This is a genomic window from Klebsiella sp. GB_Kp056 (assembly GCF_040064755.1).
In the GTDB taxonomy this organism is placed as follows: Bacteria; Pseudomonadota; Gammaproteobacteria; order Enterobacterales; family Enterobacteriaceae; genus Klebsiella; species Klebsiella quasipneumoniae.
This window is the reverse complement of record NZ_JBEAJA010000024.1, coordinates 22,787-34,536: the sequence shown is the minus strand read 5'-3', so window position 1 is coordinate 34,536 and position 11,750 is coordinate 22,787. Positions and strand designations below refer to the sequence as shown.

Genomic DNA, 11,750 nt, shown 5'->3' with positions numbered 1-11,750 from the left:
GCTGCGCCTTACCGGGCCTACGAACTGCGACAAATGTCACGGAAACGTAGGCCGGCGCAAGCGCAGCGCCGCCCGGCAATGGGCATCCGGCGCGACGCCATGTACGGCTTAAAAATCCATCTTCACCGTGAACTGTACCTCACGCGGATCGCCAATCTGATTGCCGAGGTTATTGGTGCCGATGGAAGAGGTGTAATAGGTCTTATCAAACAGATTCTTCACATTCACCTGCAGCGTCACCGGATACTGCAGCTTCATCTTATAGGCGGCAAACACGTCCGCCACCGCATAGCCCGGTAGATAATAATCCGCGCCGTTGGTGCCGGAGCGCTTGCTGAGCGCATGGCCGCCGCCGCCCACCGTCAGGGTGTTGCTGTTGTAGACGTTATGAATGTCATAGGTCAGGAACAGCGAACCGGTGTGTTTCGGTACGTTCGGCAGCGGTTTCCCGGCGTAATCCGGATCTTCCAGCACTTTGGCGTCGGTGTAGCCGTAGCTGGCGATCACGCTGAGGTTATCGGTGATGGACCCCGCCAGATCCACTTCCACGCCCTGGGAACGCACCTTGCCCGCGGTTTTGGCCACCGTCTCATCGCCAATGCTCTCGGTGTACAGCACATTGCGCTTATGAATATCAAACAGCGCGATATTGGCGGTAATGCCCTCCAGCAGGTCGAATTTGGCGCCCACTTCGTAGGAGGTGGACTCTTCCGGCGGCAGCTCGCCGATATAGCTGGCGATCGACGACTGCGGCATAAACGACTGGGCGACGTTGGCGAACAGCGACACGTTCGGCGTCACTTTGTAGACCAGGCCGGCTTTCGGCGTCCATTTCTCATCGCGGCTGTCGGTATTGACGTTAAACGGTCGGCCTTTACCGGCGTACTGGGTGTAATACTGGTAGCGCACGCCGGCGACGGCGATCCAGTTGTCGGTCAGGTACAGCGCGTCCTGCACGTAAGCGGCATAGCTCTCCTGCTGGATCCGCTGATTGCTGTCGGACGCGGAGACGGTATTGCAGGTGTCGAGGGTGCCGTAGACCGGATGATAGATATTAAAGCCTTTCACGTTCTTGCAGCGCAGCATATCGGTGCGCAGCAGATCGTAATTCTCATAGGCGACGCCGGTCAGCAGTTCGTTATAAAAGCCGCCCACCACCACGTTGCCCTGCAGGTCGGCGCGGGTCGAGTGCATCTTCTGCGTGGAGCCATGAGTACCATCGACCCGGCGGGTCAGGTTGCCGGTCGCCGAATCATAAGCCATTACTCGCGCCTGGTTATCGTTATAGTGATCCTGGCTGTAGCTGTAATCGAAGCGCGCGGTCCAGGCGTCGTTCAGGCGATACTCGGCGTTGAGCTGGGCGAGGTCGGAATAGCCATCGGTAATATTAAACGCTTCATCGAAGCGGGTTTTGCGATCGACGTTCACCGCATGGCCGGTATTCAGATCGAAAATAGTGCCGCGGTCAAAGGGCGCGCTGTAGTCGCGGTGCGAATAGGACGCGGTCACCGTCGCCCGGTCGCCAAACCAGGTCAGGGAAGGGGCGATAAAGCGGCTTTTGTTTTTACCGAAATTGCGCCAGTAATCTTCATTCTGATAGTCCCCAATCAGCCGGTACGCCAGATTTGTGCCTTCGATGGGGCCGGTGACGTCGACGCTGCCGGTACCGCCGCCAAAGCTGGTGGACGTCGCGGAAACCGAACCGGAGAACTGCCGCTCCGGACGTTTGGTGATGACGTTGATCAGCCCGCCGGGGTCGAGAATACCGTACAGCGTCGAGGCGGGTCCCTTCAGGACTTCCACCCGTTCGGTGGCGGCGTTAAAGCTGCGCGGCAGAACGGTGCGCAGGCCGTTGGTCATGATCGAGCCGTCGCGGTTAGCGCCGAAGCCGCGGCGGGTAAAGGCGTCCTGGGTGCCGCCGAGGGTGTTGGTTTGCACCACGTTGGCGACGTTATACAGCGCCTCGTCGAGCGAGGTGGCGTGCTGATCTTCGAGAACCCGATCGCTGACGGTATTCACCACCTGCGGAATATCCAGCAGCGGCATCGAGGTCAGCGTCGCGGTAGAGGAGCTGAGCGGTTGATAGCCGCTGGTGGCGCTCTGCTGGGCGCCGTCGGCCAACACGGTGATGGTCTCTTCCGCGTCGTTGTTACCTTTCGCCGCGTTATTTTCCGCGGCCATTAATCCCGGTGAGGCTAAAAAAAGAAGCGAAAAAAGCGCCCGCCCTTGCAACGAGGTGAAGGCGACATGGGGTTGAGTCATTATCTTTTTCTCGTGAACGAATCTGCCTTTGCGGTCAGATAAAGCCAATAAAATCATTGCCCTGAATAATAAAAACACGCGATTTAGCGTCTGAACGCGCCTTTCTGCGTGTAATTGAGAATCATTCAACCATGAAGGAATGTAGTAGTAAACGTTATATAAGATAAAAAATCAGCGGCGGGGAACAGGGCGTTTTAAACACCTCCATCAGGGAATGTCATGTGGTTATCTCTTTGATATTATTTTATTTTAATTCTATTGCGTTGGCGCGGCCTCGCTGTAGTCATCGTCCGCGCCTGAAGACGATGGTGACTATTGACTACTACATTCATCCCCGTCATGATCAAAAGAGAATGAGATTTATTTTGATTTGACTGCAGAATGTCCAGCCATCGCCTGGAACGCTGCGGCGCAGGAGCGAGTTATGCCACAGCGGGTGACACCTGCAGAGCAGGGGATCGTACTGGATGCCCTGTCGGCCGGCTACGGCCAGACCCTGATCGTTGACGACATCAACCTGACCATCCCCACCGGCAAAATGACGGTGCTGGCCGGGGCGAACGGCTCCGGCAAATCCACGCTGCTGTCGACCATCGCCAGGATGCTGAAACCGCTCGGCGGCTGCGTGCGTCTGGACGGGCAAGCCATTCATCAGATGCCGACGAAGGCCGTCTCGCGCCAGCTCGGCATCCTGCCGCAATCGCCGCTGACGCCGGAAGGGTTAACGGTTTTCGAACTGGTCTCGCGCGGTCGCTTCCCGTGGCAGGGGCTGATGCGCCAGTGGTCCGACGCCGATGAGCTGGCGGTGGAAGAGGCGCTGCGCTTAACGGGCACCCGCGAGTTCGCTCATCTGCCGGTGGACAGCCTCTCCGGCGGACAGCGTCAGCGCTGCTGGATCGCCATGGCGCTGGCCCAGCAAACGGCGACCATTCTGCTGGATGAACCGACCACCTGGCTCGACCTGCGCTATCAGGTCGATATTCTCGAACTGCTACAGACCCTGACCCGCGAGCATGGCCGCACGGTGGTGACGGTGCTCCATGATCTTAACTTTGCCGTCAACTATGCCGATCTGCTGGTATTCCTTAAACAGGGGCGCATCGCCGGCACAATTAGCGACGGTGAAGTCTGTAGCCCTGAGCTGATAAAACGCGTGTTTGACGTTGACGTGCAGATGTCGATTAACCCGCAAACCGGCAAACCGTTCTTTATGCCGTTTCGCGCCCGCCAGGCGGCGGCACAATGAGCGTGGTTAGCCTGCATCCCGCGCGGCGGCGCGCCCGTCCCCGGCTGGCGCTGCTCCTGCTTACGCTGCTGCTTATTGCCGGCTCGCTGGTGCATCTTGGCCTGGGCGCCCGCTGGATCGCCCCGCAGACGGTGCTGCAGGCGCTGCTGGAGTACAACCCGCGTAACTTCGATCAGCGGATAATCGTCGAACTGCGCCTGGTGCGGCTGGCGGCGGCGCTGCTGACCGGCGCGGCGCTCGGCGTCGCCGGGCTGCTGCTGCAGACGGTGATCCGCAACCCGCTGGGCGAGCCGCATATCCTCGGCCTTAACGCCGGCGCGTCGCTGGCGGTGGTGGCGACCTCTGCGCTGGGGCTCTCCTTCGGCGCTTTCCCCGCCGCGCGGCCGCTGACGGCCGCCTGCGGCGCGGCGCTGCTGTTCGGCGGGGTGATGGCGCTGGCCTCTGCCGGTCGCGGCGGAGCGACGCCGCTGCGCATCACGCTGTGCGGGGTAGCGCTGTCGGCGTTTGCGTCGGCGATGACGGCGGCGATATTAATTCTCGATGAACAAACGCTGCTGGCGATGCGCACCTGGCTGGCGGGCGATCTGGCCGGGCTGAACTGGAGCACGCTGCGGACGGCGCTGGTCCCGGCGCTGATCGGCCTTGGCGTTGCGCTGTTCCTTGCCCCGCGCCTCAACGTGCTGGCGCTGGGGGATAAGGTAGCGCTGGGCCTCGGCGTGAACCTCGTCCAGACCCGGCTGCTGGGCCTGCTGGCGATTGCGCTGCTCTGCGGCGCGGCGGTGGCGGTGGCCGGGCCGATCGGCTTCGTCGGACTGGTGGTGCCGCACGTGGTGCGTCGTCTGGTGACGGAAGATATCCGCCTGGCGCTGCCCCTGGCGGCGCCGGTGGGGGCGCTGGTGCTGCTCCTGGCGGATATCGCCGCCCGGACGCTGGTCGCCCCTCAGGAGCTGGCCACCGGGGCGATGACCGCCCTGGTGGGCGCGCCGCTGTTTATCTTTATCGCCGCGAGGTTTTTTAAATGATGCGCGCCGTCCATCGGGCCGGCTTTCGGCCGCTGGTTTTCGCTTCCCGCCAGCTGCTGCTGCGCCCGGCGGCGCTTAACATTGCCGCCTTAATGCTGCTGATGCTGCTGGCGCTGGGGCTGTACAGCCTCAGCCGCGGCAGCTATCCGCTGCCCGCGTCGACGCTGGCGCGGGCCCTGCTGGCGCCGCAGGAGATTGGCGAGCAGCCGCGCTTTATTCTGTTTGATATCCGCCTGCCGCGGATCCTGATGGCGCTGCTGTGCGGGGCTATGCTGGGGCTGGCCGGCGCGGCGATGCAGAGCATCACCCGCAACGGGCTGGCCGACCCGGGGCTGATCGGCGTCAAAGAGGGGGCCAGCATCGTGGTCCTGGCGCTGGTGCTGTTTTTCCCGGCGGTAGGCCTGGTCTGGCGGCCGCTGGCGGGAATGGTCGGCGGCGTGGCGGTGGCCCTGCTGGTCCTGACGCTGGCGCGCGATTGCTCGCGACCGCGCTTTATTTTAATTGGCGTCGGCGTCTCCTGGACCCTGGCGGCGGCGGTCGGCATCTTTATGACCACCGCCGACGTTCGCGACGTGCAGACGGCGATGATCTGGCTGGCGGGCAGCCTGCAGGCCGCCACCTGGCCGCAGCTGGCGGTGGCCTTTTGCTGGGCGCTGCCCGGGGCCATCATCCTGTTCTGTACCGCCCGGGCGGCGGACGCGGCGCTGCTGGGCGACCGGACCGCCATCGGCCTTGGGGTGCGTCTGCAGCAGCTCACGCTGCTGCGCTTTTTCGCCCCGGTGCTGCTGACCTCGGCCAGTGTCTCCTGCGTCGGCAGCCTGGGCTTTGTTGGCCTGATGGCGCCGCATATGGCGCGTTTTGTGCTGCGCGGCGGCCAGGTATCGCTGCTGAGCGGAAGCGCGCTGATTGGCGCCTTGCTGGTGCTGTTGACCGATACCCTTGGCCGGCTGGCGTTTGCGCCGCTGCAGATCCCGGCGGGGATTGTTATTGCCCTGGTGGGCTGCCCGTTTTTTGTTGTCTTGCTCTGGCGTCGCCGCGATGCCCTTTAACCAGGAAGGTATTATGCGTTGGTTCGTCTCATTGCTGCTGTTGCTGACGGGGGCCGTCAGCGCCGCCGACCCACAAACTCAGACTTTTACCGATGATTTAGGCCGCACGGTCACCGTCCCGCTCCATCCGCAGCGTATCGTTTCGATGCACGATCTCGACATTACCATTCCGCTGATTGAGCTCGGGGCGCCGCCCATCGCCAGCCACGGCCGGACGCGGCCGGACGGCAGCCACTATCTGCGCTCCAGCGCCCAGCTCACCGGCGTCGATTTCGACAATAGCAATATCCGCTTTATTGGCACCGCCGATATCGATCTGGAAGCGGTGGCCGCCGCCAGGCCGGATCTGATCATCACCGAGCCCAGCCGTCACGTGTCGGTGGAGCAGCTGGAGAAGATTGCCCCGACGGTGAGCATCGACCATCTGCAGGGCAGCGCCCCGGAGATTTACCGCAAGCTGGCGCAGCTGACCGGCACCCAGCCGCGGCTGGCGATCCTCGAGCGCCGCTATCAGGAGCAAATCAAGCAGCTGAAAGCGATGGTTAACCCGTCGCAATACAGCGTCTCGGTGATCCAGGCGAACAACGGCAAGGTCACGGTGCATCATTCTTACCACGCGCTGGGCCGGGTGCTGCACGACGCCGGGTTCCGCTTTCCGCCGTTGATTGAGCGGATCCCCGACGGCCAGCGAATTGACGTCAGCGCGGAACAACTGCCGGAGCTGGACGCCGATTTTGTCTTCGCCACCTGGCGGTCGGATACCGGCGGTAAGCCGCAGGATGAGCTGCAGGCGATGGAAGGGGTGATGCCCGGCTGGTGCGACTTTATGCGCGCCTGCCGCACCGGGCGCTATATTCTGCTGCCGCGGGAGGAGGTGATCTCCAACTCCTACGCCGCGCTCTCCCTGATGGTGGCCCAGGTGCAGTCGCATATTGCCGGCAGGCCGATCCCGGCGGTGGCCAAATGAAAAGCGCGGTAAAAAAAGAGAAGGGGCGGGTCGACCTGTTCGGCGAACGCTATCGCGCCCGGGCGCATCAGCTCTCTCCCCGCCTGCGGGCCGTGGTCAGCTATATCAACGACAACCGCGAGGTGGTGCTGGAGCAGACGGCGATGGAGATCGCCACCGCTACCCAGACCTCTGACGCCACGGTGGTGCGCGCCATCCAGGCGCTGGGCTTCGCCGGGCTGCGCGAGCTTAAGCAGACTATGGAGCGCTGGTTCGGCACCTCGGTCACCTCGGCGGAAAAGATGCGCTCGACGGTCACCGCACTCGCCAGCGACGTCAATTCCAGTATTGATTTTGTGCTTGAAGGGCACCAGCGGGTCTGCGAGGTCCTGTCGCGGGCCGACAACCGCGCGGCGGTGGCCCAGGCGGTGGCGTTGCTCAGCGACGCGCGCCAGGTGGGGATCTTCGGCATCGGCGCCTCGGGGATCCTCGCCGAGTACACCGCCCGGCTGTTCAGCCGCATTGGCCTGCCGGCTTACGTGATGAACCGCACGGGCTTTAGCCTCGCCGAACAGCTTATCGGCCTGCAGCGCGGCGATGTGCTGATCATGATGGGGCAAAAATCCCCCCATCGCGAAGGGATGACCACCCTGCGCGAGGCGAAGCGGCTGGGTATTCCGACCATCCTGCTGACCCAGGCGGTGGACTCGCGCTTCAGCCAGGAGGCGCAGGTGGTGATCGACGTCCCGCGCGGCGGGGACAGTAGCCGGATGCCGCTGCACGGCACGGTGCTGGTCTGTCTGGAGATGATTGTCCTGTCGGTGGCCTCGACCACGCCACAAAAAACGGTGAAATCCCTGAAGCGAATCAACGACCTGCACCGGGCCATCGGTAAATCCGGCGGTAAACGGGCCAGTTGATAAGATAATTCACCAGCGGGAAGGTTTCCGGTTGCATACAAAAGTAAGTGTGTGTATTTTTATGCAAAATAAATGCATAAAAAGGATATCTCATGGTTAAGAATTTGCTCAAAGCGTGTTTCATGATGGCCGCGCTGACGGCAGCCGGACAGGCGGCTGCGGAAACCTACACCGTCGGCTCCGGCGGCACCTACCGGCCATTTGAATTTGAAAACAGCCAGAAACAGCTGGAAGGTTTTGATATCGACATCATCAAAGCCATCGCCAAAGCCGAAGGCTTTGACGTCAAACTGGTCAATACCCCATGGGAAGGTATCTTCGCCACGCTGAACACCGGCGACCGCGACATCATCATCTCCGGGATCACCATCACCGATAAACGCAAACAGATGGTCGATTTCTCCGCGCCGTACTTCCCGGCCGAGCAGTCTATCGTCGTCGCCCAGGATTCGCAGGTCGATTCCCTCGCGGCCCTGAAAAACGAGAAGGTCGGGGTGGTGAACTCCAGCACCGGCGATATCGTGGTCTCTGAGGTACTGGGCAAAAACAGCACGGCGATCAAGCGCTTCGACAATACCCCGCTGATGCTCCAGGAGCTGTTCGAGGACGGCGTCAGCGCCGCGGTGGGTGACGTCGGGGTGGTGAAGTACTACATCAAACAGCACCCGGAGAAGCAGTTCAAGCTGGTGCCGGATGCCAAATTTGAACGCCAGTATTTCGGTATCGCAGTGGCGAAAGGCAATAGCGAACTGCTGGGCAAAATCAACGCCGGTCTGCAGAAGATTGTTGCCGACGGAACTTACGCCAAAATCTATAAAACCTGGTTCGACGACAACGTGCCGACGCTGCCAGCGCAATAACCCACCTTTTTCAGTGACCACGGCTATCGCCCAGGCGATAGCCGTATTTTTTAGGGAAGGACTATGACGGGATTCCGTTGGGAGATCATCGAGGAGTACGGCCCGCTGTTTGTGGACGGCGCCCTGATGACGATTAAATGTACCATTATCTGCGTGATCCTCGGGACGCTGTGGGGGTTAACCCTCGGTCTCGGACGGATGGCGAAGGCCGAGCACGGGCCATGGAAATATATTCTCCGCTACCTGGTGCAGTTTCCGGTGCGCTTTTACGTTAGCGCCTTCCGCGGTACGCCGCTGTTCGTGCAGATCATGGTGGTGCACTTTGCGCTGGTGCCGCTGTTTATTAACCCGCGCGACGGCCTGCTGGTGACCAGCGGCCTGATGAGCGCCGACTTTGCCCGCGAGCTGCGCGCCAGCTACGGGGCGTTCCTCTCCTGCATTGTGGCGATCACCCTTAACGCTGGCGCCTATGTGTCGGAGATTTTCCGCGCCGGCATCCAGTCGATCGACAAAGGGCAGATGGAGGCCTCCCGCGCGCTGGGCATGCCGTGGTGGAAAACCATGCGCAAGGTGATCCTGCCCCAGGCGTTTCGCCGCATTCTGCCGCCGCTGGGCAACAATGCCATCGCCATAGTCAAAGACTCGTCGCTGGCCTCGGCGATAGGCCTGGCCGATCTGGCCTACGCCGCGCGCACCGTCTCCGGCGCCTACGCCACCTACTGGGAACCCTACCTGACCATCTCCCTGGTCTACTGGGTGATCACCTTCCTGCTGGCGCAGCTGGTTAACCGTCTGGAAAAGAGGTTTGGCAAAAGTGATTCACATTAATAACTTACATAAGCGCTTCGGCGACAGCCACGTGCTGCGCGGCATCAGCTGCGACATTAAACCGCAGGAAGTGGTGTGCATCATCGGCCCCTCCGGATCGGGGAAAAGTACCTTTCTGCGCTGTATGAACGCCCTCGAGACGGTCAGCGAAGGCGAGGTGGTGGTCAACGGCTTCGCCGCCCACGACCGCACTACCGACCTCAACAAGATGCGCGAAAGCGTCGGCATGGTGTTCCAGCGCTTTAACCTGTTCCCGCACATGACGGTGCTGGAAAACCTGATTATGGCGCCGATGAATCTGCGCAATATGCCGCGCCAGCAGGCGGTCGACCTGGCGGAAGCCTTGCTGGCGAAGGTGGGCTTAAGCGATAAGCGCGACGCCTGGCCCTCGAGTCTGTCCGGCGGCCAGCAGCAGCGCGTCGCGATTGCCCGCGCGCTGGCGATGAAGCCGTCGATTATGCTGTTCGATGAGCCCACCTCTGCGCTGGATCCGGAGCTGGTGGGCGACGTGCTGGAGGTGATGAAAAACCTCGCCAGCGAGGGGATGACCATGGTGATCGTGACCCACGAAATGGGCTTTGCCCGCGAAGTGGCCGACCGGGTGATCTTCATCGACCAGGGCGTGATTCAGGAAGAGGGCAAGCCGGGGCAGATCTTTAGCGCGCCGACCAACCCACGCACCGCCGCGTTCCTCAGCAAGGTGCTGTAAACCGGGCGGGCTGGCGCCAGGCCAGCCCGCTGAGTGTTGTCAGATATATTGATGATATTTTTCATCATCAGTATAAACATTGACTGAACTCATAAATCCCGCGACGACTCCTTTGTTAATCTCCGGGTATCGCTTTGGGCTTCACCAGGAATATAACGTTGGAAATCTTTTTTTAACCCACTGAAAAATAGCGACTAACTATTTTTCATACGCCAAAAATCATGGTCCGTTAATGACGGACTCGGTTTCGTATGGGTTAAAAAAGGTACGTTATGACAGTTACATGGACGGTCACGCCCGTGGGGTATCAGCACATTGCCAAACGCTGCCCCTCCTGCAATGTAAAACGCGACTTCGCCCCTTCCGGCGCCATCCGGGTGAATTCGCAAAAGAAGTTGCTGGATATCTGGAGCATCTATAAATGCACGCACTGCGATTACACCTGGAATATCGCCCTGTTTTCCAGGCTGCACGTCAACAAGATTAACCGCGAACGGCTTCAGCGACTGAGGCAGAACGATGCTGCCATGGTTCGCTATTATGCCGCTGACCTCGCGACGCTGAAGCGCAACGGCGCCGAGCCGTCGGGGCAACCTGATTTTCGTATTCAGGAGCATTGGTCGGTCAGGTTGATGGCTTGCCCGCAAATAATGGTGCGCGTTCGGGTCCTTCAGCCTTTTCGCGTCAGCCTGCTGTCGATATTGAAAAAGCAGCTCAAGCTGAGTACGGCTGATATCTGGTGGTTGGTCGCGACAGGGCAGATCAAAGGTATTCCACTAAAACAGCTCAAGACGAAAAAGCTGAAGGCGATGGAATGTCATTTTCAGCTGGCGGCGGAAACGCTGTATGCGCGACGCCGGATTACGTTATCACTTCGCTGTAGATAACTCGTCGGGAAGATAAGCCGTAGCGCTTTAACCGCGGTTTTTCGTTATTCTCAATGAAATCAGGACGGCGAAGTCGGCCGTCCTGAATTACTCATTACTGCCTGAAAAAGGCACTTCCGCAGCAGCCATTCAAGCTGCCGACGCATAATAAACAAATGCCAGCTTATTGCCGTCGGGATCGCGGACGTAGGCGCTGTGAAAGCCGTCGCCATACTGCGGTCGGTGACCGGGCGCGCCTTCGTCACGTCCGCCGAGTTGCAGGGCGAGGGCATGCAGTTCCGCAATATGTTCGACGGAGCGGGCGTTAAGCGCCACCATCGTTCCATTGCCCACCCCGGCAGGCTGCTGATCAAAGGGGACGCCCACGCACAGCCCGCAGGTTTGGTTGCCGTTGAAGGTGCCCCATGAGGCGCCTTGTTCGTTACGGCCGGCTTTGGCGTGCCCCAGCAATGCCATTAACGGGTCATAGAACTCGATGGCGCGTGGTAGATCGTTCGTTCCCAGCATAATGTATGAAAACATAGTGTCCTCCTGTTGCGGGCAAAAAGGTGACTTTCGCCCGCTTACTGCGTGAAGCGGATGGCAACAGACCCGGCGCTGCGCTCAGCCTCGCCATGGTACACCGCCTCAATATTATTCCCCTGCGGATCCAGCACAAAAGCGGCATAGTAACCAGAATGATAGTGTCGTTCGCCAGGCGCGCCGTTATCGCGTCCGCCATGGGTCAGCGCCGCATGGTAAAAAGCGTCCACCATGTGGCGATCTCTGGCCTGGAACGCCAGATGGTGGCGCCCAGTCAGTTTCCCGGCGGCCTCCGGGCTGTGGCGTGAGGCCACCACCAGTTCGTCGGCCAGCAAGTATTCATTGGCGCTGGCGATCGCCGGGATCTCCAGCGCCGACAGTACGGCGGTATAGAAGTTTTTGCTTGCCTCAAAGTCTTCGACAACCAGCAGAATATGATCGATCAATCTGCCACGATGTAAGGTATTGCTTTCCATGGAATGTCCTCCTGGCAGGGGGG

At 60.6% G+C, this 11,750-nt stretch carries 11 protein-coding genes and 1 pseudogene; 9 read left to right on the top strand and 3 right to left on the bottom strand.

Annotated elements, in window-relative coordinates:
• Positions 1-108: 108 nt before the first annotated feature.
• Positions 109-2,181, bottom strand: coding sequence for a TonB-dependent siderophore receptor (locus ABLV52_RS01365; RefSeq protein ID WP_348889922.1), 2,073 nt, complete (start codon positions 2,179-2,181; stop codon positions 109-111).
• A gap of 505 nt (positions 2,182-2,686) precedes the next feature.
• Here ABLV52_RS01365 and ABLV52_RS01360 point away from each other — a divergent pair.
• The 9 genes and pseudogenes from ABLV52_RS01360 (at position 2,687) to ABLV52_RS01320 (ending at position 10,729) form a co-directional block, all read left to right on the top strand.
• Positions 2,687-3,508 carry an ABC transporter ATP-binding protein gene (locus tag ABLV52_RS01360; RefSeq protein WP_023290050.1) on the top strand — a complete coding sequence of 274 codons (822 nt, stop codon included), beginning with the start codon at positions 2,687-2,689 and terminating at the stop codon, positions 3,506-3,508.
• Positions 3,505-4,530 carry an iron ABC transporter permease gene (locus ABLV52_RS01355; protein ID WP_023290049.1) on the top strand — a complete coding sequence of 342 codons (1,026 nt, stop codon included), beginning with the start codon at positions 3,505-3,507 and terminating at the stop codon, positions 4,528-4,530. The genes ABLV52_RS01360 and ABLV52_RS01355 overlap by 4 nt, the downstream gene beginning before the upstream one ends.
• The gene (locus ABLV52_RS01350) at positions 4,527-5,579 is read left to right on the top strand and encodes an iron ABC transporter permease (RefSeq protein ID WP_348889919.1); all 1,053 of its coding nucleotides are present in this window, start codon (positions 4,527-4,529) and stop codon (positions 5,577-5,579) included. The genes ABLV52_RS01355 and ABLV52_RS01350 overlap by 4 nt, the downstream gene beginning before the upstream one ends.
• Positions 5,569-6,546, top strand: a complete 978-nt coding sequence (locus ABLV52_RS01345) for an ABC transporter substrate-binding protein (RefSeq protein ID WP_348889918.1) — start codon at positions 5,569-5,571, stop codon at positions 6,544-6,546. The genes ABLV52_RS01350 and ABLV52_RS01345 overlap by 11 nt, the downstream gene beginning before the upstream one ends.
• A pseudogene (locus ABLV52_RS01340) lies at positions 6,512-7,445 on the top strand (MurR/RpiR family transcriptional regulator). The gene ABLV52_RS01345 and the pseudogene ABLV52_RS01340 overlap by 35 nt, the downstream one beginning before the upstream one ends.
• 92 nt (positions 7,446-7,537) lie before the next feature.
• Positions 7,538-8,305, top strand: coding sequence for a basic amino acid ABC transporter substrate-binding protein (locus tag ABLV52_RS01335; protein ID WP_008804504.1), 768 nt, complete (start codon positions 7,538-7,540; stop codon positions 8,303-8,305).
• 63 nt (positions 8,306-8,368) lie between these two features.
• On the top strand, positions 8,369-9,133 hold the full coding sequence (locus ABLV52_RS01330; protein ID WP_004151161.1) for an amino acid ABC transporter permease: 765 nt from the start codon (positions 8,369-8,371) through the stop codon (positions 9,131-9,133).
• Positions 9,120-9,842, top strand: a complete 723-nt coding sequence (locus tag ABLV52_RS01325) for an amino acid ABC transporter ATP-binding protein (protein ID WP_004189541.1) — start codon at positions 9,120-9,122, stop codon at positions 9,840-9,842. Before ABLV52_RS01330 ends, ABLV52_RS01325 begins: the two co-directional genes overlap by 14 nt.
• Positions 9,843-10,141: 299 nt before the next feature.
• Positions 10,142-10,729 (top strand): DUF1062 domain-containing protein, encoded by a 588-nt coding sequence (locus tag ABLV52_RS01320; RefSeq protein ID WP_348889921.1) that lies wholly within the window; start codon positions 10,142-10,144, stop codon positions 10,727-10,729.
• A 129-nt stretch (positions 10,730-10,858) separates the two neighbouring features.
• Here the strand turns inward: ABLV52_RS01320 and ABLV52_RS01315 are convergent, their stop codons facing one another.
• Positions 10,859-11,251, bottom strand: coding sequence for a VOC family protein (locus ABLV52_RS01315; RefSeq protein WP_032453198.1), 393 nt, complete (start codon positions 11,249-11,251; stop codon positions 10,859-10,861).
• A 41-nt stretch (positions 11,252-11,292) separates the two neighbouring features.
• On the bottom strand, positions 11,293-11,727 hold the full coding sequence (locus ABLV52_RS01310) for a VOC family protein (protein WP_072413319.1): 435 nt from the start codon (positions 11,725-11,727) through the stop codon (positions 11,293-11,295).
• Positions 11,728-11,750: the final 23 nt, after the last annotated feature.